We start from the raw sequence: 24150 nt of genomic DNA, 5'->3' as shown, positions 1-24150 counted from the left end.
TGTGATACTAATAACGTTGACGTTAGCGTAAATGCAGTATTTTAATTGTTTTATTGCGAATGCAATTGATGTTTCAGTTTATGAAATATGAAATCTTAAATAAATCAACTTAAATGCTAATTAATATGCAAATTTATTGGCAACTGGGGTTGACAATATAGTGCTAAAAAAGCAATTCTGTAAGCATTAGTGAATAAGAGTTACCAGCAATGGAAAGCGTATGCGTTTGGTAACACTGATGAAACCCGAATAAGTGAGCGATATGTCAGCCTACAAGTCCGTTGTAATAGCAACCATTACAACCACCACTATTAATATAGTGGGGGCGGGCTGATTCATCCTAAATAGAATTCAGTAACAAGCCCGCTTCCCACAAAAGAAGCGGGCTTTTTTATTATAAAATTTTGCATTGATGTCATGATATTGGCAGGAGAAAACGGTATGAAAGTGATGAAGTTTGGTGGTACGTCGTTAGCAAATTGGCCTCGTTTTTTAATGGCGGCTGATATTATTGCTCAGTCTTCTAAGGCTGAACCAGTCGCTACGGTCCTTTCTGCTCCTGCAACAATTACAAATGCATTGTTGGAAATGGTTGATATAGCGGTGGAGGGAAAATCTTACCAAGCGGTTGTTGATCATATCGATCATGTTTTTAATAATTTATATACCCAAGCGGGTGAAACCTTGTTGTCTGTAGCTCAACAGGAATTGCTTAAACAGAAACTTAATATGCAAATGCAGCAATGGAAGTCTAAGTTAGAGGGAATATCCTTGTTAGGTGAGTGCCCGGATTCAGTAAGGGCTGCTATTGTTGTTTCTGGCGAGCGTTTATCCGCAGCGTTAATGGAGCAAGTGATGTTGGCTAAAAACATTACTGCCGCTCAGTTGGACCCAGTTGCATTGTTTCTTGCCCATGGACAGCCTTTAGAGTCTGTAGTTGATATTAATGTCAGTAAACCTCGGTTTGCAGTATTACCGTTAACTGAATACAGAGTATGGGTTATGCCAGGTTTTACTGCCGCAGATGCTCACGGAAAAATCGTGACCTTAGGCCGTAATGGTTCTGATTATTCTGCTGCCGTGTTAGCCGCTTGTTTAGATGCCTCTAGCTGTGAAATTTGGACCGATGTGGATGGTGTTTATAACACAGATCCCCGTGCGGTGACAGATGCTAAGTTATTGTCTCAGTTGAGTTATCAAGAGGCGATGGAGCTATCGTATTTTGGTGCCAAAGTATTGCACCCTAAAACTATCGCTCCAATTGCGCAGTATCATATTCCTTGCTATATCAAAAACAGTTTTAATCCATCAGCACCCGGTACATTGGTATCGAACGATGAAGATCAAACTGGTTTACAAGTTAAAGCCATTTCAAATCTTGATGATCAGACTATGTTTAACGTATCTGGGCCAGGTATGAAGGGGATGGTTGGGATGGCTAGTCGTACGTTAGCAGCCATTTCACGCAGCGGCATTTCGGTATCATTAATCACCCAAAGCTCATCAGAATACAGTATCAGCTTTTGTGTTGGAACCCGTGACGCAGCGAAAGCGAAATGGGCTCTAGAACAAGAATTTGAATTAGAAATAAAATCCGAATTACTTGAGCCTATTGAGTTGCGTCAAGGTTTAGCTATCGTGTCCTTAATTGGTGATGGCATGAAAACGCATAAAGGAGTGGCGGCTAAGTTCTTCAGCGCGTTAGCTAAGGCGAGCGTTAATATTATAGCAATCGCTCAGGGGTCGTCAGAGCGCTCTATTTCAACCGTTATCCAGCAAAGTAAAACCAAACATGCTATCAGTGCTTGTCATCAGGCTTTCTTTGATGTGCAGCAATACGTTGATTTGTTCTTAGTCGGTGCTGGTAATGTGGGCGCAGGATTGCTTGAACAAATAAAACAACAAAATGACATGCTAAAAGAGCAGCACATCAGCATTCGAGTATGCGGTATTGCTAACTCACGTCAAATGCTACTGGACAGTAATGGAATTGAATTATCTAACTGGCAAGGCTTAATGACTGATAATGCTCAACCCTATGATTTAAATAATTTATTGCTATGGGGGCAAGAGCAGCAACTACTCAATCCTGTCTTAGTCGATTGTACCTCAAGTGAAGCGGTTTCAGACCGTTATTTAGATGTAATGAATGCTGGATTTCACGTGGTCACGCCAAACAAAAAAGCCAATACCCGTGATTATGCATTTTATCAAGCATTACGCAAAGTGAGTTTAGAGCAGCGTCGTCAATTTTTATATGAAACCACGGTTGGTGCAGGTTTACCCGTTATTGATAACCTTAAAAAGTTACTATGCGCGGGTGATAAACTGCATAAATTCAATGGTATTTTATCAGGTTCGTTATCGTATATTTTCGGGATGCTGGATGAAGGAATGAGTTTATCGCAAGCCACATCAATTGCCCGTGATAAATGCTTCACAGAACCTGATCCTCGCGATGATTTAAGTGGAATGGATGTTGCTCGTAAGGTGCTTATTTTAGCCCGTGAAGTTGGCTTGCCGTTAGAGCTTAGCGATATTAACATTGAATCTGTATTACCTACTGATTTTGATGATAGTGGTGATGTTGAGACATTTATGGCCAACTTATCCCGTCTTGATGCGCAAGTATCCCAGCGTGTGTCTAATGCTAAAGCGCAGGGAAAGGTACTACGTTATGTCGGCCAGATTGATCAAGGTAAGTGTTATGTTCGCATTATTGAAGTTGATGCGACCGATCCTTTATATAGTGTCAAAGGTGGTGAGAATGCGCTGGCTTTTTACAGTCGCTACTACCAACCCATTCCATTTGTTTTACGTGGCTATGGCGCGGGTACTGATGTGACTGCAGCAGGTGTGTTCGCCGACGTACTTAGAACCCTTAACTGGACACGTGAGGTGGGTTTGTAATGAATAGCATTAATCAAGCTCAACTGAGTGTTTATGCACCAGCATCTATGGGGAATGTAGGTGTAGGTTTCGATTTATTAGGTGCTGCGTTAGCGCCTATTGACGGTAGCCTTCTGGGCGATAAAGTCACTATTAGCGGTATTGAAAGCGGCGTTGAATTTGCTCAGGTAGGACCTTGGGCGCATAAATTACCAACGGATTTGAAAGACAATATCGTTTATCAGTGTGCCGTTTTTTTTCTTGATAAACTACAACGTCAAGATGGCGTTAAACTCATTTTAGAGAAAAATTTACCCGTTGGTAGTGGGTTAGGTTCGAGTGCTAGCTCTGTAGTTGCTGCTCTTTATGCACTAAATGAATACTTTGAACAACCATTTGATCAACAAGCTTTGCTATTGTTAATGGGCGAGTTTGAAGGACAAATCTCAGGTAGTGTGCATTATGACAACGTTGCCCCCTGTTACTTAGGTGGCATGCAACTAATGCTTAATACCGCCGATAAGGTTTGTGCGGCGATACCGAGTTTTAAGCAATGGTATTGGGTGGTGGCTTATCCTGGTATTTCATTATCGACCGCTAAAATGCGCGCATTGTTACCCGCTCAATATGATAAAGCGGTGGCGATTGATTTTGGTCGTTATTTAAGTGCTTTTGTACATGCTAGTTATCAACAAGATGCTGCTATGGCAATTGAAGTGCTCAAGGATGTAATGGCTGAGCCTTATCGCGCGGCAGCTATTCCTGGCTACCTTGATGCCAGAGAAGCACTAGCGCATCAAGGAATGCTGACTACGGGGATTTCAGGCAGCGGACCAACATTATTTAGCGTCACCGACTCATTAGAAAAAGCTCAGCAGGCTAAAACCTGGCTAGAGCAACATTATGTGACAGAGCAAGGTGGTTTTGCCCATGTATGTCAATTAGATGAACAAGGTACTCGACGCGTTTAGTATCGAAACAAAATTTTCAATTTAATAGGTAGTGGTAATGGAATTATATAATTTAAAACATCCTTCGCAGGAAGTTAATTTTAGTCAGGCTGTTCAATTAGGGCTAGGTAAAGATAGAGGGTTGTTTTTCCCTAAAACGATCCCTGTGTTAGATGATATTGACAGTTTACTTGATATGCCATTTGCGCAGCGTAGTAAACTTGTTTTAGGCGCTTGGTTAGCGGATGAATTAGGACAAGATAATGTTGACGCGTTTGTTGATAAAGCATTTACCTTTGAGGCTCCCCTAAAAGAAGTTGATTTTCATCGCAGCTGTTTAGAGCTTTTTCATGGGCCAACCCTTGCATTTAAAGATTTTGGTGCACGTTTTATGGCGCAATGTATCAATTTATTATCAGGTGATAAAGGGTTAACTATTCTGACAGCAACCTCTGGTGACACAGGCGCTGCTGTGGCGGATGCATTTTATGGTTTAGATAAAGTACAAGTTGTTGTGATGTATCCGAAGGGGAAAATCAGTGAGCTGCAAGAGAAAATGTTCACTACTTTAGGCAAGAATATCCACACAGTGGCGGTTAATTCTGATTTTGATGCTTGCCAGCATTTAGTGAAGCAGGCGCCTTTGATGATGAAGAGGTCAGAGAAGGTTTAGCGCTAAACTCTGCAAATTCAATCAATATAAGCCGTTTATTGGCGCAAATTTGTTATTACTTTGAAGCCATCGCCCAAGCTAAAAAAGCTGGTCATGAAAACTTTGTGGTATCAGTTCCTAGCGGCAACTTTGGTAATTTAACTGCAGGTTTATTTGCTAAAGCGATGGGCTTGCCAATAAAGCGATTTATTGCAGCAACCAATAGCAATGATACTGTGCCACGTTACTTACAAAATGGTGACTGGGCACCACATGATACTGTTGCAACTATGTCAAATGCGATGGATGTGTCAGAGCCGAGTAATTGGCCCCGCGTTGAAGCTATTTGTGAGCAAATGGGCTGGCCACTTTCTGATATTACTGGCTTAGCATTAAATGAATTGCAAACCTCTGAAGCGCTTAAAAATCTATACCGATTGGGTTATCAATCAGAGCCGCATGCTGCTATTGCAGCTCAAGGTTTACGTCAATTATTGGCTAAAGATGAGTATGGGATATTTTTAGGTACAGCGCATCCTGCAAAATTTAAGGATGTGGTTGATAGAGAGTTACAAGTTGACTTACCTTTACCATCTGAACTTGAAGCTGTCGTCAATAAAACTATTTTATCTGTTGAGTTAGACGCTGATTTTACTCAGTTAAAGTCACATTTATTTAGTACCCTTAGATAAATACATTTTTAGCAGAAACACTAAAGCACCTTTTTAGGTGCTTTAGTGTTTCTGAAATCCCTAGCTTGTTAATTATCTGGAATATGATCTCTGTCATAACTAATTTATATGGTTGTAGTAGATTGGAAGTTGATAGGATATTGACTACAATTTGAGTAAGTGAGATAGGCATGACGGAGAAGACGATGCTTAAGCGATTAATACGTGATCACCAGCACATAGCCATTTTATTGAATATACTCACCAACAAAAATGCCCGTTTAGCCGAAGGTGAAGCTGTTAACTTTAATCTTGTTAGAGATATTGTTGAGTACATGCAGGGATATGCAGAACATAGTCATCATCCAGTAGAAGACATCACTTATCATTATTATGCCCAAAAAATGTCTATACCTAATAGCGATCAGCTTCGTGATGAGCATGAGCGGTTGGCGCAAGTTTCCGGTTCTTTGATGTACAGTTTAAATATGATCCTCTCAGATATTGTGATTTCAAGAGAAAAGTTGATCAATGATTTGGCCAACTACATCAAGTTACACGTTGAGCACATGCAGTTTGAAGAAACGGAGGTTTTTCCTCACTTTGCTAAAGCATTAGATGCTAGTGATTGGCAAAAATTGAGCATTTATGCCATAAAAAACTGGTTGTGGATCCACTATTTAGCCAAAACGATAATGTAATTTTTGAAGAGCTTCGACAGTATATTGTGAAAGCAGATAAAAAAATTAATATCTAACATTATAAATGTTATCAGTTTGATCAAAAAGAGCACCTTAGGTGCTCTTTTATTATATTGCTATTTAGTGAATAAATATTCACGGCTACTCATATCTATAACACTAAAGTATTGGCATCAAATTCAAAAGAATCATCAATATCTTGTAATTCTTTTAGTAAGCGTTGCTTATCCTTAATTGCCTCAATCTCACGCCATTTACGCTTTTTGTTAGATCCTTTGGAACGGCTTGGTCTTTCAACAACTTCGTCTAACGCACCACCATAGTCTAAACGATCCATGGTAACCTCCCTTGTTATTATGATGTCTCTATGCGAATAAGTATCATATTTCTATTGCAGGATGCAACTTTTATGTTTCAATTGTGTTAAGCGAAAGTGAAGTTTTGATGAAGCTATTGAACCATAATTGGCATGATGTGCTGAATAGAGTGGTAGCTGGCTAATAAAAAGCCAGCATATGCTTAACACCATTCAGTTAAGAGTTTCTTCTCTTAACTGGATAGCGGGTTTTGTTAATTCGAACGGTCCTACTTTTGGGCCGTTTTCGTTTTTTGGGCAAGATAAATTGCTTAACGTTTTCCCTCATTGCTTTGAGCTTTTTAGGGATTGTTCCTGGCGAAGCAATTGCGCACCACATCAACTCATCCTGTATATAGCGCATCGCCATTACAAAGCTAATCCGTAATGGTGACACTTCTGCCTCTTTAGCGATTTGGCTTATTTCAACTCGGATCAAGTTGTACGCTATCAGTAATCCCCAAATCTCCTGATAAATGCCTTCAACTGTCTGACTTCTTAATAAAATACTCTCATCAAGTTGATATTGCTTGATTTCTCCATAGCCATTTTCTATCTCCCAGCGTTCGAAAGTGTAGTGGCATAGTTATTTTGGCCACCTAAATAGAGGTGATATTATTACCTCGTACATGACTTTAGGTGAACACATGAGATCGATAACCAGAAAAACATTTAGTGCTGAATTCAAACTTGAAGCAGCCCAATTAGTCCTAGATAAAAACCATAGCATCATCGAAGCTGCAAAGGCGATGAACGTGGGTAAATCAACCATGGACAAATGGGTGAGACAGTTAAAACTAGAACGCCAGGGTGGCACTCCCAAAGCCTCTCCCATTACCCCTGAACAAATTGAAATTCGTGAGTTGAAGAAACACATAGCACGTATTGAGGAGCATAATCTTATCCTAAAAAAGGCTACCGCTCTCTTGATGTCAGACTCGATGAACAATTTGCGCTAATCAGCCAACTCAAGCAGAGCCACTCTATTCTTACAATTTGTAATGCATTCAAAGTGCATCGAAGTAGCTATAAATATTGGCTAAAAAGAAAAGAGCATATTGATGCTGATTTTACAATTTTATGCAGTGAAGTGAAGACCGCGCATCGTATTAGTAATGGCTCTGCCGGTGCCCGAACGATAGCGCAATTAGTGACTAACAAAGGGATTAAACTTAGTCGTTATCGAGCTCGTAATCTCATGATAAAGCTTGGGTTAGTCAGTTGTCAGCAGCCTAAGCATGCTTATAGGAAAGCAACACAAGAACATGTAGCTATCCCTAATACGCTTAATCGACAGTTTGCTGTTACCCAACCAGATCAAGTGTGGTGTGGCGGCGTGACGTATGTTTGGGTCGGTAATCGTTGGGCATATTTAGCGGTTGTTCTAGATTTATTTTCCCGCAAACCTGTGGGATGGGCTTTGTCATTATCGCCAGATAGTGAACTGACGTGCAAAGCCTTGAATATGGCGTTTGAGTTAAGGGGTAAACCTGAGAATGTGATTTATCACAGTGATCAGGGCTCGCATTATACTAGCTTGAAATTTAGGCAGTTATTATGGCGTCTTCAGATTGAGCAAAGTATGAGTCGTCGCGGGAATTGTTGGGATAACGCACCAATGGAGCGTTTCTTTAGAAGTTTGAAATCTGAATGGGTACCCGCTAGTGGCTATGGGAGTTTTACAGAAGCAGACAAAGCGATCACAAATTACATCACTGGATATTACAGTGAAACTAGACCCCATCAATATAATGGTGGGTTAACGCCAAATGAGTCAGAACGTTTATATTGGAATGACTCTAAAACCGTGGCCAATTTTACTTGACCACTACAAATAGACATCTAATATATCTTGAGAGGAGTATTGGCTTCTATTGGTTAATGAACTCAGCACACCTGTAATATGATTGCCCTGGGATTTTTCTTGATAGGTCACTAGTCTTGCATGCCACTTTTCAGGTAGCTCTGGGTTCTTTTTTCTCGCTTGTGGTGATACTGGCATCTCAACTAGATAATCGTTGTCAGCGTATTGCTCGATGACTTCAAAGCGTGTATTACTTTTGAGTGGTGTAAGCCAATGACTATTCTGGTTGGCTCCCCACCAACTTGTCATAAGATCTGCACTAAAGTAACAACTATCAAAAATAGTGAGAGAATTAGCTGGAACTGATCCAATTAGCTCTCGAGCATAACTAATTTCCCCTTTACTACACGGACCAAATTTTACATTTCTTATCATACGACTTCGTAATGACATGAGTGCGCATAAGCGGGCTACTGGGTATACGGACTGCTTCCTATGCTGATTACTGATATAGCCAAAATGCTCTGAATTCTCGGTATTTTCTGCACATCGAAATGTCGTTCCATCAACAGAAAATAACTGAAGACCATGCCATGTATCTTGGCTGTCTTCCCTATGACACCAGTGTTTAGAAGTGATATCAAAAAGGGCTTTAAGGGGAGCGGCTGTCAGTCGCTGTCTGGCTTGCGGGATAGCACTTGGCGCAACGGTTTCTCCCAACTTATCAACTAACGTTAAGTCGAGCTTGGAGACGACTTCAGCGATGGAACGATTTCGGTAGAGGCCAATTCCAACGATGAGCCAAACGACTAATTCTGCTGGAAGTTTTCTGCGCCTAATACTTGCTTTGTTGGTTAGCTCCAAAGCTTGTTCAATCCATTCCAACGGCAATTCTTTTTGAAAGATAGATAGTTCTTCGGGGGCGACAAGTAATTCAGTATCAATAAGCCAGTTAGACAACATAAAAAATGACTCCGTTCAAAAGAAGGAGCCATTTTCGTAGGATCATTTTTGCTGTCAACCGATCAGTTTCTTAACTGATCGGTGTTAAGCATATGCTGGCTTTTTTAGTGGTTAAATCTGCCCTTGACGATACAAATTGATTAAGGAATTACTGGAACAATCTAATTCATTTGCATTCTGGTCAGCTCCAATCCGGTCGAGTACATCGTTGCCGAGTAATTTACCTAATTCAACTCCCCATTGGTCAAAGGAGTTAATCTGCCAAATGACACCTTGAACAAATGTTCTGTGCTCATATAAAGCAATTAAAGCGCCTAAGGTTTGTGGAGTCAGTTTATCCATTAATAAAGTGTTGCTAGGTTTGTTACCAGACATTACTTTGTGTTTAGCAATAAGCTGCTTTTGGGCATCATCAAGCTTGCTTGTGCTCATTTCGGCTAATGCTTCTTCGTATGTACGACCTTGCATTAACGCCTGAGTTTGGCCAAAGCAATTTGATGCCAGCTGATTGTGATGTTCACCAAGCGGATTATGACTTTGTAATGGCATGATAAAATCAGCTGGAATAAGTGCAGTACCTTGATGCAATAGCTGATGGTATGCATGTTGTCCATTGGTGCCTTCGCCGCCCCAAATAACAGGACCTGTGCTGTAATCAACAGTTTGCCCTTCTAAAGTGACCGACTTGCCGTTGCTTTCCATATCAAGTTGCTGGAAATAAGCAGGTAAACCACGTAAATAGTGATCATAGGTTAAAATGACATGGGACTGTGCACTATGAAAATTACTATATAACACAGATAGCATTCCCATAATGACTGGCATGTTTTGTTCTAGCGGTGCTTGCTGAAAATGTTGGTCCATGTCAAATGCACCGGATAATAATTGTTTAAAATTATCCATACCCACAACTAGTGCTATCGGTAAACCAATTGCTGACCATAAAGAATAGCGGCCACCGACCCAATCCCACATAGGAAAAATATTGTCGGCATCCATACCAAACTCAGTCGCTTTAGCGACATTTGAGGTAACAGCCACAAAGTGCTGGGCAACGTCGCTCTGTGATGCCCCTTGTGCTAAAAACCACTCTTTTGCGCTTAGGGTATTAGTAAGCGTTTCTTGCGTGCTAAACGACTTTGATGACATGACAAATAACGTGGTCTCAGCGTTCAAACCCTTCAATTTCTCACAAATCGATGTAGCATCCACATTGGCAACAAAATGACAATTTAGTCCTTGCCAATAAGGTCTTAACGCCTGAGTTACTATTTTAGGGCCTAGAAAAGATCCGCCAATACCAATACTAACGATATCTGTAATCGCTTTTCCTGTGTAGCCTTTCCATTGACCACTTTGTACTTGCTCAACAAACTTAGCCATTTTGGTAAGAGTTTGCTGTACTTCAGGAACAATGTTTTTTCCTTCAGCTTTAATATCTTGGTCAGCCATACTGCGAAGTGCGGTATGAAGTACTGCACGTTGCTCAGTATTGTTGATAATGTCACCGGAAAACATTGCGGTGATTTTATCTTGTAGCTGAGCTTCATTAGCAAGTTTAAATAACAACGCCAAGGTTTCTTTATCAGCACGGTTTTTTGAGTAATCTAGCAGTAAACCACAGCTTTTGAGATGCATTGAGTCAAAACGTTGCTTGTCTTGACTAAATAGCTCACGCATGTGAGGCAGCGCAGCTGCATTACTAATTAACTGTTGCCATGTAGCTGATTGTGTTAATTGAGTCATTAATTCACATTCCTTGTTTAGCTTAACTTCTCTTTTAGCATGACCTCAAGTTTACCTTGGTCAATCGCAAAATTACGAATACCTTCAGCAAGTTTATCAACCGCCATTGGATCTTCATTAAATGCCCAACGGAACTCTGCTTCAGTTAGCGCAGTAGGTGCGGTTGATGATGCCGGTACCGCTTTAAGTTTTTCAGTAACAAGGATATCAGTATTGGCTAACTCTTCTAATAGAGCTGGTCCAATAGTTAAGCGATCGCAACCTGCTAGCTCGATGATTTCGCCGATATTACGGAAGCTCGCCCCCATTACAACCGTGCTATAGCCGTGTTGTTTGTAGTAATCATAGATTTCAGTAACCGAAATAACCCCAGGATCCGTTTCAGCTGTGTAATCTTTACCAGTATCTTTTTTGTACCAATCAAGAATGCGACCTACGAAAGGCGAAATAAGATAAACCCCAGCTTCAGCACATGCTCTAGCTTGAGCAAAGCTGAACAGTAGGGTTAAATTACAGTTAATGCCTTCTTGCTCTAACTCTTTAGCTGCGCATATGCCTTCCCAGGTAGATGCTAGTTTGATCAGAATACGTGATTTATCAATTCCAGCTTCTTTATAAAGCTTGATAAGCTTATGTGCCTTATCAATAGAGCCTTGCTTGTCGAAAGAAAGACGCGCATCTACTTCAGTAGAAATACGGCCTGGGACAAGTTTTAGAATCTCAACGCCAATGTTTACCGCAAGCTTATCACCGGCATCTTCAATTTGTTGTGCTTGATCGTTGCTTTGGTTTTTTGCCCAGCTAACAGCATTTTCGATTAAAGAGGCATATTCAGGAATTTGTGCAGCTTTCAAAATCAACGATGGATTTGTGGTTGCATCTTCTGGTTGATAGCGTTTGATTGCTTCAATGTCACCGGTATCTGCGACAATAGTAGTGAATGCTTTGAGTTGAGCGAGTGCGTTGGCCATGTAACGTTTCCTCTCGATAAAAAATGGTTATTTTACTTCCTTTATTAAACGCGATTTTACTCTTTATTCCAACGTTTTGGTAAAAAAATTACCAAATGTTGCACTGTTTTGCTTAATTTTTGTTTTTTATTGTTGTTAAATTTCGAATTTAGTGCAAATTTATGTTTATTAAATTGGGTGATAAAAACATAAATATGACTAATAGTAGATGTTTAGAGAAGTTTACTATTGTTCAGTAAATAAAAAAGCCGCTGATATCAGCGGCTTTTCGTTAAATCGATTAGTATTAAATTATTTTAATACAGCACGTTTTTCAGTACCAGTAACGATAGCTTCAATACGACGGTTCTGTCTATGAGCTTCAGCAGTGTTACCTTCAACTACAGGCTTAGTTACACCATAACCGATAGATTTAATACGGTTTGCACTAATGCCATATTTTGATTTTAGTGCATTGGCAACTGAACTCGCACGACGGTCAGATAGAGCCATGTTATATGCTGGTTTACCTACGTTTGACGCATGGCCTTCAACAATAACGGTATGCTCTGGGTTTTTCTTCATATAATTAGCTAATTTCTCTAGATCAGAGAATGAAGCTTGATTAATAACTGCAGAATCATTAGCGAATAATATGCCACCTAAGTCATGCTTAGTTGTTGCTAACTCGTATACTGTACAGCCAGTAGCATCCACTTTGTGGTTACTTGGTGTATTAGGACATTTGTCTAAACGATCAACAACGCCATCAGAGTCAGAGTCAGCATCGGCAGCAACAACTACTGGAGTAACAACTGCTGCGGCTACTGGAGCAGCGTGGCCAGAACCAAAGCGGTAGCTTAATTCTAGACCCCAATAGTTACTTTCCATTTGTAGGTTGTTTAATACATCCGCATCAAGGTTTTCGTAACGACGATATTTTGCTGCTAACTTTAAGTTTTCGTTAAAGTTATAACCAACACCAACGCCAGCAAATAAGGCTATACCTGACTCACTTAAGTTTACGCCATTAAAAGACTGTTTATTTTCTAATAGATAACTATAAGTACCTAATTCAGATGATAGGCTCCACTTGTCGGCTAGTGGGTAAAAACCGACTAAACCTAAGCTAAGACCTGTGGCACCTACGTCATACATAGTGTTATCAGTAGCCGTCCAATCAGCGCGACCTAAGTCACGGTAACCCATTTCAAGACCGATATATTCATTGAATAAGTAACCACCTACAACATCCCAAGCGTACGGGGAGTCTTCACCGCACATTTTAGTACCAGGTTGGTCACAGTTTTGTTCGTAATTGTTGACACCTAATCCACCACCAACATACCAAGGCGATAGTTGTTCTGCAGCTGATGCAGCGAAAGGTAACATAGAGGTGAGTAGTACTACTTTTAATGTGTTCTTCATCATTTATAAGTCCATTGTTATTATACTTCACCAACACGCATGCTTTACGATTATTGTAAACATGTGCAACTGACACTTGAGAGGTGAATCCGTTATGTTTTAGTCAGCGCTTTAATTATCATCGTTAATTATGTGATTTGCTATAGTAAATATGATTAATTTAACTTTAATGCTTAAATTATGGCATTGCTGACACGTTTAAAGAGTTTTATACTCACATTTTTGTTGCAGGTTGTGGTTGAATGTTTGTTTTTTGTTGCATTGGCTGCCAATTTATATTCATAATAGAATAATAAAAAATGCGTCCTGTGGACGCATTTTTGTTATTCTATACCTAGGTAAATAAAGCTATTGTTAAATCAATTTACAATAATTTAATGTTAGCGAGTCCATACCCAGTTTTCGATTTCAACAGGATCTACCCCATTTGCCTTGATATAGTTTTTATGGTCAACCAAGCGTTGTAACATATCAGTGGTAATACGAACGTGTTGAGTTTCGTCAATTACGCCTTGTTGGAACAATTTATACGCCATGTCGATAACTAAGTGGTAGCGAGAGGTGCCGTTACGTACGCCCATATCAAACGGTGTAGTCGTTGAACCTTCTTCTTCATAACCCTTAATACGGAAACGAGCGGTTACCTTTATAATCAAATACTAGCTTCTTAATGGTGTTTGGGTAACCGTGGTAGTTAAATACCACGCCTTTATCTTCTGTAAAGACTTCATCCATCATCCAAGGCTTGCTTTGGAACTCAAGACTACCTAAGCCACTGCTGTGAAGTTCTGACACACTCACAAAGCGAATGCGTACCCGTGGTAGAATTTCACGAATTAGTACTAGTGAAGCCATACATTCTTGAGTTGCATAATCGCCACAGCCCGCTAAAACAACATCAGGATTATTATCAGAGGCGAAATCCCACACCATCATGCCGTCTTTGGCTTGCTTACGAGCTTCGTCTAATGACAACCATTGTGGTAATGATTTCTTACCAGCAACAATGATGTTTAGTTTGTCACGATCAGCATAAGCTTTTTCGGTATACACCAAAGTACTGTTAGCATCTGCTGGTAAATAAGCAGAAATAATGTTTGGGTGCTTCTCAAGCATAGCACCTAGGAAAGACGGATTCTGATGAGAATAACCGTTGTGATCTTGACGCTCTAGTAACGAAGACAGTACCACGTTACACGCTGGAATTGGCTTGCGGAAATGGATGTCTTGACTTGCATGGACGTATTTACAGTATTGATCAGCCATAGATGACACAACTTGAGAGAAAGCCTCATAAGTTGGGAACATACCGTGACGGCCCGTTACTGTGTAACCGTGTAACATACCGAAAAGTAAGTTTTCAGATAATAGTTCAATCACACGACCGTCGCGAGACATATCCTCATCCCAGCTCTCAATCGGCCATTGCCAGGCGCGATCTGTTTCTTCAAACACAGCTTGAAGTTGGTTTGAATAAGTTTCATCTGGGCTGAAAATACGCAGGTTACGTTGATCGCGGTTTAATTTGAATGCATCACGCATCCATTCACCCATTTTCAACATTGAGTAACCACGTTGACCCCGTGGAGTTTCAGCGCCGTAACCAAGTTTAGTAAGATCAGGGTTAGCTAACGCACGTACCACTTCGCCGCCGTAGCTTAGACGTTGACGGCCACAGCAAAGATCTGTTGGTGGCATCAAAGACATAATGTCTTTATCAAATACTAGCGCGCCGGTGTCTGTTGTTTGTACTAGTTCATCAAATTTGTAGCTGGCTAGCCATTGATCAAGCGCATCTAAATGGCCTTTGTCAGTTGCACAGTTATTAACGATGACTTGATGAGATTCACAGTTGCCTGCAAGTTTTTTTCCATCATATTCAGTAGTACCAGTCCAGCCTTTTGCTGTTCTCAATAAAATCACTGGCCAGCGTGGTTTAACAACATCTTCGCCAGAGCGTGCACGGCGTTGAATGTCGTTTATCATGTCATATGACAAGTCCATAGCGGCTGTCATTTGTTCGAAGATATCAATATCAAGTTCATCATCAACAATAATTGGATGATAACCAAGACCACGGAATTCTAAATCAAGCTCTTCATGACTCATGCGGCCCATACGGGTTGGGCCAGAGATTTTATAACCATTGATATGCACGATTGGAAGAACTGCGCCGTTATTTTTAGGTGATACCAAACGGTTTGCATACCAAGATGCTGCTAGTGGGCCTGTTTCAGCTTCACCGTCACCGATTAAACAGGCAGCAATCAGATTTGGATTATCTAGCACAGAACCCCATGCAACAGACAATGAGTAGCCAAGTTCGCCACCTTCTAAGATTTGTCCTGGTGCTTCTGGGTTAGCATGCGAAGGATAGCCATAGGCTGCAGAGAATTTTTTACAGATATCTTCGATACCGGTTTCTGTATAAGGAATTGTCTCTGGATAGAAATGGCTTAATGAACCTTCCATGAATAGGTTGGCCTGTACTGCAGGAAAACCATGACCAGGGCCAACAAGGTAGATGAACTCACGATTATGTTTAACAATAAGACGGTTTACGTTAGCGTAGACAAAGTTAATACCTGGGCAAGTTCCCCAATGGCCTAGTAATCTAGGTTTAATATCAGTGTGTTCAAGCTTACGTTTATAAAGTACGTTTTGCTTCAAATAAATTTGCGAAGTTGCAAGGAAGTTAGTAGCTCGAACAAACTTTTTGAGTGCGATAATTTCATTAGCATTTGTCATATTGACCTCATTAAAACGAGAAAAATTGAATGTTAGTCTTAGTTTGAGAACACTGTATTTCATTTTGAGGGTTAATAATGTGTTGTGGATCTAATTTTTGTTAATTAGGTGGTGATATTTCACTGAGAGTTATGTTGTATTTGTTGTTATGTTGGTTTTATAAAGTGGAGGATTGTTATGCTGTTGTTGATCTGAGGGCGATAAAGTGATTTTTACGATGAATTTATTAAGTTCTAATTGACTGCCTGTGCTAATTTGTTTGCAAAGAACATCATCGAATATCTTAATTAGTCTGAATGCAGTTTCAAACTAAATTAGAGATCATTGGTTGAAAAGGTATAATAAGCCAAGCCACAAGACTGGTTTTTAATTAATAAAAATATAAACCAATAATAATCAAGCAATTAAAATAACTTTATATGTCGTGATTACAGCATCTATACCCAGCTATAAATAAGATTGTTACACGATAGATTGAGTTATTCCAAAGGAATAGATAAGCATTATGGCAATGTTAGAAAAAATAATTAATTATTTAAACGGCCTACTTTGGGGCGAGCTATTAGTTTATGGGCTGGTTGGAGCTGGCTTATATTTTACGATACGCCTTGGGTTTATTCAGTTTACTCAGTTTGGTCACGGCCTTAAATTACTCGCCATTAGCCGTAGACCGGGTAAAAATGGATTATCTTCGTTTCAAGTTTTTTGTACCAGTATGGCTGCTAGAGTCGGTGCAGGTAATATGGCTGGTGTTGCTTTTGCTATAGGGGTAGCAGGTCCTGGTGCCGTTTTTTGGATGTGGGCTATTGCTGTTTTAGGCATGGCCACAGCGATGATCGAATCCACTCTTGCTCAAGTTTATAAAGTAAAAGATGTTGATGGGCAATATCGCGGCGGTCCTTCTTACTATATGGAGCAAGGCTTAGGACAGCGTTGGATGGGGGTGTTATTTTCTGTTCTCTTAATTATCTGTTTTGGTTTGGTCTTCAATGCAGTTCAAGCTAATACAATAGCCGGTGCGATGACCGCTGTATTTGATGTTGATGCACTCTATGTCGGCATTTTGATTACGTTATTCAGTGGCGTGGTTATTATGGGGGGATTAAGAAAGGTTGCTAAAGTATCGGAATTTGTTGTCCCTTTTATGGCATTAGTTTATATCATTATGGCGTTTATTGTCGTACTGATAAATATTGAGGAACTACCAAGAGTATTTATGCTCGTTATCAATAGTGCATTTGGATGGCAAGAAGCTGCTGGTGGCGCTATTGCATATAGTGTCTCGCAAGCTATGCAGGCTGGTATAGCTCGTGGGTTATTTTCAAATGAAGCGGGTATGGGTAGTGCTGCTAACATTGCAGCAAGTGCTTCACCCAACCCAAATCATCCAGCATCACAAGGTTATATACAAATGATGGGGGTATTTTTTGATACTATCGTTATTTGTACTGCAACGGCGGCAATAATATTACTTGCTGGTGATGCCGCTGGATCTGGTGAGGGCATTGGTATGACAATCAATGCATTAACTTTCCATGTAGGTTCATGGGGCGGTGCCTTTATTGCTTTCGCTATTTTGTTATTCTGTTTTACCTCAATTATTGCAAATTACTCTTACGCCGAAACCAACATCATGTTTTTGTCTGGCAACAGCAAAAAAGCGTTACCTTTATTTAGACTAGTAGTACTAGGTATGGTGATGTTTGGTGCTATGGCTAAAATTGGTTTGGTATGGGATTTAGCTGATGTGTCCATGGGACTGATGGCATTGGTTAACATTGTCGCGATAATGTTACTTTCAGGATTGGCGATTAGGGTCATTAATGACTATCGTCAGCAAGTTAAAGAAGGAAAAGATCCGGTATTTGATACAAGTAAATTTCCTGAGCTAGCCGATCAATTGGAAGAACAAATTTGGCCTGACTTATCTGCTAGTAACAAAAAATAAGCCGCTATTGTTTTTTGTGCATTGATTAAAGGCGTGAGGGTAATCGAAAAAGCCATGCTGAATCAGCATGGTTTTTTTATATCAGTCACGTATTATGTGGTGTATTCAGATAAAGGAGTTAACCATGCTGGTTTTAGTATCACCTGCCAAAACATTAGATTTTGAACATCCGCCGATAACGGCAACGTTTACTCAACCGACATTATTATCCCATAGCGAAACACTGATAAAGATATGTCGGCAACTTACGCCTGTTGATATTGCTAGTTTAATGAAAGTTAGCGATAAAATAGCGGGTTTGAATGCTGCCCGTTTTGAGCAGTGGCAACCTGATTTCACTCCAATCAATGCCAAGCAAGCGATGTTCGCTTTCAGAGGGGATGTCTATACCGGATTTGATGCAGATAGCTTATCAGAGTCGCAAATTCACTCAGCACAGCAACATATGCGTATTTTGTCAGGTTTATATGGCTTGCTAAAACCCCTCGATTTAATCCAACCTTATCGCTTAGAAATGGGCACCAAATTAACTAACTCAGCTGGGAATAATTTATATGCATTTTGGGGGGAGATTATTACCAATGAAGTGAATAAAGCATTAGCAGAGCAGGGTGATGACATCATCGTCAATCTAGCCTCTAATGAGTACTTTAAATCAGTTAAAGTCAAACAGCTTGAGGGGCAACTTATTACCCCAATTTTTAAAGATTGTAAGAATGGTCAATATAAGATAATTAGCTTTTATGCCAAAAAAGCGCGTGGTTTGATGGCAAGGTATATTGTCAATAATCAACCTAAGACATTAGAGCAGTTAACTGAATTTGACTTAGAAGGCTACTATTACAGCCCAGAGCAATCCAAACTTGATAGCCCAGTATTTTTACGCGATGAGCAACATTAGAGTTTTTTAACATAGTTATTATTTATATATTAACATGAGTGTTAATTTCATAGTTGGTTCAATTTAGTCATAAAAAAATGCCCTTTATTAAGGGCATTTTTATGGATAAAATATGTTATCAATATGACCTAGCACAGTACCAAGTTGAGCATATGCACTTAATCTTGATTACTCAGATTTAGCAAGTGGTCTTAGTTCAATTTCAGATTGTGCCATCATATAAGCAAACTGCACGTAAGCCGCTACATTTTGCGCTAATGCCTTTGGATCAATTTTATCCAACGTATCATTCGGGGTGTGATGATAATCAAAATAATCTGTACCATCTTGTTTTAACGATGCAACTGGAACACCCAAACCTGGCATCATAGAGACATCTGGGCCGCCTGAAGCGTCATTCGTACCTAAAGTAATGCCGTTTAATGTCATTGCAGACACTTGATGTTGAATTTGACTAAAACTTGCGGGTGCGACATTAAAATCAATTTGATAAACAGGACCAGCACCAAAATCAGATTCTGCTGCTATGTAATGCTTTTCTAATTCATTGGCATGCATCTCTGCGTAGGCTTTTCCACCGACTAAACCGACTTCTTCAGCAGCGTAGAGTACAACGCGGATAGTACGAGCAGGCTTTTGTGGTAAATCTTGAATTAACTTTGCGGCTGCAGTGACAATTGCGACACCGGCTCCGTCATCAATAGCGCCCGTACCCTCGTCCCACGAATCTAGATGCGCGCCTATTAAGACAATTTCATCTGGTTTGCTACTGCCTGTCACTTCTGCTATTACATTATAAGATGTGGCAATACCTAAGTTTTCAGATGTCATATTCAACGACATAACAATATTGGGGTCGCGTGTTAACATGGCGTTGATTAAGTCGGCATCAGGTGCTGACATTGCCGCCGCGGGAATTTTAGGCACATCTTCTTGGTAACGCATCATACCCGTATGAGCCATACGGTCATGATCAGTCCCAATTGAGCGTATTACAACTGCAACAGCGCCTTTTTTTGCCGCTTCTACAGCTCCTTTAGAGCGTCCGCCAACAGTAATACCATATCCGTTGCCATCTTTATGCCGTTCAGTCTTATGGTCGATAAAAACAATCTTGCCCTCAATACGCCCAGGTGAGGCTAAAGTGAGTTCCTCTAATGACTCAAAACGTACTATAGGTGCTTGAATGCCTGTCTCTGGCGTACCAATACTGCCACCAAGGGCTGTAATCACCAAAGGCTGCTCAAATGGTGACACAATACTGGCCGAAGTCATTATCCCTCTAGACCATGCTGGAACTTGGACTGATTCTTTATAGACTTTATCAAAGCCCATCAGCCACAGTTTTTCCATTGCCCATTCGACAGCCATAATATCTTTATCTGTACCAGCTAATCGTGGTCCTACCTCTACGGTGAGTGACTCAACAATATCGTAGGCTCTGTTTGAATTAAGGGCTTGTTGCGCTAACAGTTGACTGATTTGCGCATCTTCAGAGTCATTAATCACTTTTTCAGGCGATTTAGATTGTGATGGTGTTGTTTGCTGGCAGCCAAATAATGCCACTGTAAATAAAGCTGTTAAGCTGACGTGCTTATAATTTCTCATGAGTTTCCTTCAAATATTCTAACTATGTCTCACTTTTTTAAACAATCTACCAAAAAGTGTGCTTCATGTCCCGACTCTATTTTTAAGGTGACGCTATATTAGGCAAATGTTAGATGAGGAGAGTATTTTAGGTGATGGATATAGAAAAAATGCAGCAACAAGCCGACCATGCCGTTGTCTTATTAAAAGCGCTAGCGAATGAACGAAGACTGTTTATTTTATGCCACCTGCTGAATGATGGTGAAATGTGTGTAGGTGATATGAATAAAAAGCTAGGGCTAAGCCAGTCTGCTTTATCGCAACACCTTGCATGGTTAAGAAAGGATAATCTAGTTGGCACACGTAAAGAGGCACAAACCGTTTATTACTCATTAAAAAGCGATGAAGTAAAAGCACTTATTCAAGTACTGAATAATATGTACTGCCACTAATCTGTCTTCTTTTAAGCCTTAATCGCTATTAAGCGATTAAGGCTTTTTATTATCTGTCACATAATCAATACTATTGGTCGGCTTACATGCTTACATGCTTACATGCTTACATGCTTACATGCTTACATGCTTACATGCTTACATGCTTACATGCTTACATGCTTACATGCTTACATGCTTACATATGCTGAATTTTAAACATAAAAAAACCGGCCTAGGCCGGTTTTTTGAGATTGATTACTGAATTAAGCAACTAGTGCTTTGATTCTAGCATTCAAACGTGACTTTTGACGGCCAGCTCTATTCTTGTGAATAAGGCCTTTTGTCGCCATACGGTCAACTATTGGTTGTGCAACTGCGAACGCTTCTGTAGCCGCTTTGTGGTCACCGCTTTTGATAGCAGCGATGACTTTCTTAACGTATGTACGTAACATTGAGCGACGGCTTGCATTATGCTGACGACGCTTTTCAGACTGAAGCGCGCGCTTCTTTGCAGACTTGCTATTAGCCAAGGTGCAACTCCTAAAAACTGGATTTGATACTTTTAAAGGCCGAGGAATATGCCTGCTTTAAGTCGCTTTGTCAACGACTAAAATTGAAATCTCATCATAAATGATAAAATATACAATCGGCGTGCTTATCTTCAACCCACTCGTGTAATATGTGGCGTAATTCTAACAGCTCTTTAGCCTATGTGACAGAGTTTGCTTAGAATATTTGCAACAAATACCATTAAATTTTATGGGCAAGATGAGCTTTTGGGGGTCAATTGAGTAAAAAGTTAATTAAATCAGGTGTCGTTGTCAGTGCTATGACGTTGATTTCTCGTGTGATGGGGTTAGTGCGTGATGTTGTTATTGCTAATTTAATGGGGGCAGGAAGTAGCGCGGATGTTTTTTTCTTTGCTAACAAAATACCTAACTTTTTACGCCGCCTATTTGCCGAAGGTGCTTTTGCACAAGCTTTTGTGCCTGTGTTAACTGAATATCAAGAAAAGCATTCCCCTGAAGAAACCCGGGAGTTACTCGGAAAAGTTACCGGTACGCTTGGTTTGCTGGTGACGATAGTAACCTTAGTTGGTGTTATTGGCTCTCCTATACTTACAGCATTATTCGGCGGCGGTTGGTTTTTAGACTGGTTGAACGATGGCCCCAATGCCGAGAAATTCGAGCTTGCGTCTTTAATGCTTAAAATCACCTTCCCTTATCTGTGGTTTATCACTTTTACTGCGCTAGCAGGATCAATCTTAAATACCAGAGGCCGGTTTGCTGTATCGGCATTTACCCCAGTTTTTCTTAACATTGCAATCATCGGGTTTGCTCTATATGCATCTCCGACTATGGAAAACCCAGAAATTGGGCTCGCATGGGGGGTTTTTGTTGGTGGTCTGGTGCAGTTTGTATTTCAAATCCCTTTTTTAATTCAAGAGCGCGCTTTAGTTAAACCTTCTTGGGGGTGGCATCATCCTGGTGTCGTTAAGATTCGCACTTTAATGCTGCCCGCACTTTTTGGGGTATCGGTTTCTCAAATCAATTTGCTGTTTGATACGTTTATTGCCAGCTTCTTAATGACGGGCTCGATTAGTTGGCTGTATTACGCAGATAGGTTACTTGAATTTCCACTCGGATTATTTGGTATTGCTATCGCAACGGTCATTTTACCAGCACTCTCGAGAAAGCATATTAATGCTGAAGGGGAAGGGTTTCGTCAAACAATGGATTGGGGCGTTAAAGCTATTTTACTATTAGGTATGCCTGCTATGTTTGGCTTGATTTTGCTCGCGCAACCTATGTTAATGGTGTTATTCATGCGCGGGGCATTTAGTCTCACCGATGTTGAAATGGCTTCATACAGTTTAGTTGCTTATGGTGCAGGCTTGCTGAGTTTTATGATGATTAAAGTATTAGCGCCAGGTTATTATTCTAGGCATGATACAAAAACACCGGTTAAATTCGGTATTATTGCCATGGTAACTAACATGGTGTTTAACCTTATATTTGCTATTCCATTCGGCTATGTAGGTTTAGCAATAGCGACATCCTTATCGGCATTGCTTAATGCTGGTTTGTTATATAGCGGTTTACATAAGGCTGGGGTTTACAATCTTAGCCGCGCAACATTAATATTTGCGCTTAAAATTGTCATCGCGACAGCGGTCATGTCTGCAATGTTATGGTATTTTTTACCCGTTCAATCGCAATGGCTTAGTTGGAGCATTAGTGAAAGAATGATGGCGTTAGTCGCGCTTATTTGTAGCGGCGCATTAACTTATCTGGCTACCTTACTTTTGCTCGGTGTCAGACCATGGAAAATAAAAACAGCCCCAGTAGTTCTTTAAACGCAGATTTATAGTCGCTTAATAGAGTTATTGGGTTTAAGTGGATAGCGGTTTGGGTATATAATCTGCCGATTTACTATTAATAAACAATTTTAGGCAAGCATTGGCGTAATGGAATTAATCCGCGGTATACACAATTTATTACCTTCTCATCATGGTTGCGTGCTAAGCATAGGCAACTTTGATGGTGTTCACCGTGGCCATGCTGAGGTGATCCGTAATTTGGTAAGTAAAGCGCACCATTTTCAACTGCCTGCGACCATAATGACATTTGAGCCACAACCCCAAGAGTTGTTTCGTGGAGAGCATGCTCCAGCAAGGTTAAGCCTTTTAAGAGATAAAGTCCGTTTATTGGACGAATTAGAAATTGACCGCCTATTATGTGTTAATTTCACACGATCTTTTGCCAGTCAACCCGCTCAGGCGTTTATTGAAGAATTATTGGTTAACAAACTAGGTGTTAAATACCTGGTTGTCGGTGACGACTTTTGCTTTGGGAAAGGGCGTGAAGGCAATTTTGAGATGCTTGTAGCCGCAGGTAAGCAATTTGGTTTCAGCGTAGTCAGCACTCAAAGCTTTGTCGTTGGAACCCACAGAGTGAGTTCAACTTTAGTACGTGAACAGCTCATGTTAGGTCATTTAGAACAAGCAAGACGGTTATTGGGTCATCCATTTATGTTGAGTGGTAAAGTGGCTCATGGGCAAAAAATTGGTAGAACTATCGGTTTTCCAACGGCAAATATTGCGTTAAAAAGAAAAGTCGTGCCAATACGCGGTGTATTTGCAGTACGATTTTTTTGGCATGGTAGTGATGTATATGAAGGTGTTGCAAATGTGGGCTTTCGCCCGACAGTGCAAGGCCAAGTTTGTCAGTTAGAAGTGCACTTATTTGATTTTGATGGTGACTTATATGGCAAGCGAGTAGAAGTTGAATTAGTGGCTAAAATCCGTGACGAACAACCTTTTGAGTCATTGGATGCACTAAAAAAACAAATTTTGAATGATGCGAATGAAGCTAAGGCTTTATTCTGCTTTGATGCAAGCTGATTATTCAGCTTAATTAACGG

Annotated in this window: 15 protein-coding genes and 4 pseudogenes; 10 read left to right on the top strand and 9 right to left on the bottom strand. The window is 40.4% G+C overall.

Annotated features, from left to right (window positions below):
- Positions 1 to 441: 441 nt before the first annotated feature.
- The 4 genes and pseudogenes from thrA (at position 442) to ACRWQN_RS15535 (ending at position 5919) form a co-directional block, all read left to right on the top strand.
- A complete protein-coding gene (gene thrA / locus ACRWQN_RS15550) occupies positions 442 to 2910 on the top strand; it encodes a bifunctional aspartate kinase/homoserine dehydrogenase I (protein WP_434938756.1) in 2469 nt (822 codons plus the stop codon).
- Positions 2910 to 3860, top strand: coding sequence for a homoserine kinase (gene thrB / locus ACRWQN_RS15545; protein WP_434938754.1), 951 nt, complete (start codon positions 2910 to 2912; stop codon positions 3858 to 3860). Before thrA ends, thrB begins: the two co-directional genes overlap by 1 nt.
- Before the next feature lie 37 nt (positions 3861 to 3897).
- Positions 3898 to 5183 (top strand): annotated as a pseudogene (gene thrC / locus ACRWQN_RS15540) (threonine synthase).
- 185 nt (positions 5184 to 5368) lie between these two features.
- Positions 5369 to 5919, top strand: a pseudogene (locus ACRWQN_RS15535) (hemerythrin domain-containing protein).
- Positions 5920 to 6014: 95 nt separating this feature from the next.
- On the opposite strand, the gene ACRWQN_RS15530 reads toward ACRWQN_RS15535, so the two are convergent.
- Together ACRWQN_RS15530 and ACRWQN_RS15525 are read right to left on the bottom strand one after the other, a co-directional pair.
- Positions 6015 to 6200, bottom strand: a complete 186-nt coding sequence (locus ACRWQN_RS15530; protein ID WP_226413992.1) for a DUF3545 family protein — start codon at positions 6198 to 6200, stop codon at positions 6015 to 6017.
- A gap of 196 nt (positions 6201 to 6396) precedes the next feature.
- Positions 6397 to 6786: pseudogene (locus ACRWQN_RS15525) on the bottom strand (IS4 family transposase); the annotation flags it as partial.
- 79 nt (positions 6787 to 6865) lie between these two features.
- Here ACRWQN_RS15525 and ACRWQN_RS15520 point away from each other — a divergent pair.
- Positions 6866 to 8043, top strand: a protein-coding gene (locus tag ACRWQN_RS15520) for an IS3 family transposase (protein WP_434938752.1) whose coding sequence is annotated in 2 segments (ribosomal slippage) — positions 6866 to 7124 and positions 7124 to 8043 — 1179 coding nt in all. Because the reading frame shifts where the segments join, the coding sequence is not laid out codon by codon here.
- 3 nt (positions 8044 to 8046) lie between these two features.
- Here ACRWQN_RS15520 and ACRWQN_RS15515 read toward each other — a convergent pair.
- From ACRWQN_RS15515 to ACRWQN_RS15495, 5 genes and pseudogenes are all read right to left on the bottom strand, one after another.
- A complete protein-coding gene (locus tag ACRWQN_RS15515; RefSeq protein WP_434938751.1) occupies positions 8047 to 8985 on the bottom strand; it encodes an IS4 family transposase in 939 nt (312 codons plus the stop codon).
- Positions 8986 to 9096: 111 nt separating this feature from the next.
- Entirely contained in the window at positions 9097 to 10731 is a 1635-nt protein-coding gene (pgi, locus tag ACRWQN_RS15510) for a glucose-6-phosphate isomerase (protein WP_434938749.1), read from the bottom strand.
- 17 nt (positions 10732 to 10748) lie between these two features.
- On the bottom strand, positions 10749 to 11702 hold the full coding sequence (gene tal / locus ACRWQN_RS15505) for a transaldolase (RefSeq protein ID WP_434926860.1): 954 nt from the start codon (positions 11700 to 11702) through the stop codon (positions 10749 to 10751).
- A gap of 291 nt (positions 11703 to 11993) precedes the next feature.
- Positions 11994 to 13112 carry an OmpA family protein gene (locus ACRWQN_RS15500; RefSeq protein ID WP_434926859.1) on the bottom strand — a complete coding sequence of 373 codons (1119 nt, stop codon included), beginning with the start codon at positions 13110 to 13112 and terminating at the stop codon, positions 11994 to 11996.
- A 377-nt stretch (positions 13113 to 13489) separates the two neighbouring features.
- A pseudogene (locus ACRWQN_RS15495) lies at positions 13490 to 15857 on the bottom strand (phosphoketolase family protein).
- 511 nt (positions 15858 to 16368) lie between these two features.
- Between ACRWQN_RS15495 and ACRWQN_RS15490 the strand changes: the two are divergent.
- Entirely contained in the window at positions 16369 to 17805 is a 1437-nt protein-coding gene (locus tag ACRWQN_RS15490; protein WP_434938747.1) for an alanine/glycine:cation symporter family protein, read from the top strand.
- Between the two features lie 124 nt (positions 17806 to 17929).
- Positions 17930 to 18706, top strand: a complete 777-nt coding sequence (yaaA, locus tag ACRWQN_RS15485) for a peroxide stress protein YaaA (RefSeq protein WP_434938745.1) — start codon at positions 17930 to 17932, stop codon at positions 18704 to 18706.
- 168 nt (positions 18707 to 18874) lie between these two features.
- Here yaaA and ACRWQN_RS15480 read toward each other — a convergent pair whose 3' ends face one another.
- Positions 18875 to 20314, bottom strand: coding sequence for a M20/M25/M40 family metallo-hydrolase (locus ACRWQN_RS15480; RefSeq protein ID WP_434938743.1), 1440 nt, complete (start codon positions 20312 to 20314; stop codon positions 18875 to 18877).
- Between the two features lie 134 nt (positions 20315 to 20448).
- Here ACRWQN_RS15480 and ACRWQN_RS15475 point away from each other — a divergent pair, with 134 nt between their 5' ends.
- Entirely contained in the window at positions 20449 to 20745 is a 297-nt protein-coding gene (locus ACRWQN_RS15475; RefSeq protein WP_226415862.1) for an ArsR/SmtB family transcription factor, read from the top strand.
- Between the two features lie 245 nt (positions 20746 to 20990).
- Here ACRWQN_RS15475 and rpsT read toward each other — a convergent pair whose 3' ends face one another.
- Positions 20991 to 21257 carry a 30S ribosomal protein S20 gene (gene rpsT, locus ACRWQN_RS15470; protein ID WP_226414009.1) on the bottom strand — a complete coding sequence of 89 codons (267 nt, stop codon included), beginning with the start codon at positions 21255 to 21257 and terminating at the stop codon, positions 20991 to 20993.
- 257 nt (positions 21258 to 21514) lie between these two features.
- Here rpsT and murJ point away from each other — a divergent pair, with 257 nt between their 5' ends.
- Both murJ and ribF read left to right on the top strand, forming a co-directional pair.
- Positions 21515 to 23083, top strand: coding sequence for a murein biosynthesis integral membrane protein MurJ (gene murJ, locus ACRWQN_RS15465; protein WP_434938742.1), 1569 nt, complete (start codon positions 21515 to 21517; stop codon positions 23081 to 23083).
- Between the two features lie 111 nt (positions 23084 to 23194).
- Positions 23195 to 24130: a bifunctional riboflavin kinase/FAD synthetase gene (gene ribF / locus ACRWQN_RS15460; protein WP_434931393.1), complete on the top strand. Its 936-nt coding sequence runs from the start codon at positions 23195 to 23197 to the stop codon at positions 24128 to 24130.
- The last annotated feature ends 20 nt before the right edge of the window (positions 24131 to 24150 follow it).

It is taken from the genome of Shewanella sp. HL-SH8 (assembly GCF_051165765.1).
GTDB lineage: Bacteria > Pseudomonadota > Gammaproteobacteria > Enterobacterales > Shewanellaceae > Shewanella > Shewanella glacialimarina.
The sequence above is the reverse complement of the archived record's forward strand: the minus strand, read 5'-3'. Positions and strand labels throughout refer to the sequence as shown.

Excerpts from the sequence above, each read along its gene's own strand:
- thrA (WP_434938756.1), top strand. The coding sequence starts at position 442 with ATGAAAGTGATGAAGTTTGGTGGTACGTCGTTAGCAAATTGGCCTCGT.
- thrB (WP_434938754.1), top strand. The coding sequence starts at position 2,910 with ATGAATAGCATTAATCAAGCTCAACTGAGTGTTTATGCACCAGCATCT.
- ACRWQN_RS15530 (WP_226413992.1), bottom strand. The coding sequence starts at position 6,200 with ATGGATCGTTTAGACTATGGTGGTGCGTTAGACGAAGTTGTTGAAAGA.
- ACRWQN_RS15515 (WP_434938751.1), bottom strand. The coding sequence starts at position 8,985 with ATGTTGTCTAACTGGCTTATTGATACTGAATTACTTGTCGCCCCCGAA.
- pgi (WP_434938749.1), bottom strand. The coding sequence starts at position 10,731 with ATGACTCAATTAACACAATCAGCTACATGGCAACAGTTAATTAGTAAT.
- tal (WP_434926860.1), bottom strand. The coding sequence starts at position 11,702 with ATGGCCAACGCACTCGCTCAACTCAAAGCATTCACTACTATTGTCGCA.
- ACRWQN_RS15500 (WP_434926859.1), bottom strand. The coding sequence starts at position 13,112 with ATGATGAAGAACACATTAAAAGTAGTACTACTCACCTCTATGTTACCT.
- ACRWQN_RS15490 (WP_434938747.1), top strand. The coding sequence starts at position 16,369 with ATGTTAGAAAAAATAATTAATTATTTAAACGGCCTACTTTGGGGCGAG.
- yaaA (WP_434938745.1), top strand. The coding sequence starts at position 17,930 with ATGCTGGTTTTAGTATCACCTGCCAAAACATTAGATTTTGAACATCCG.
- ACRWQN_RS15480 (WP_434938743.1), bottom strand. The coding sequence starts at position 20,314 with ATGAGAAATTATAAGCACGTCAGCTTAACAGCTTTATTTACAGTGGCA.
- ACRWQN_RS15475 (WP_226415862.1), top strand. The coding sequence starts at position 20,449 with ATGGATATAGAAAAAATGCAGCAACAAGCCGACCATGCCGTTGTCTTA.
- ribF (WP_434931393.1), top strand. The coding sequence starts at position 23,195 with ATGGAATTAATCCGCGGTATACACAATTTATTACCTTCTCATCATGGT.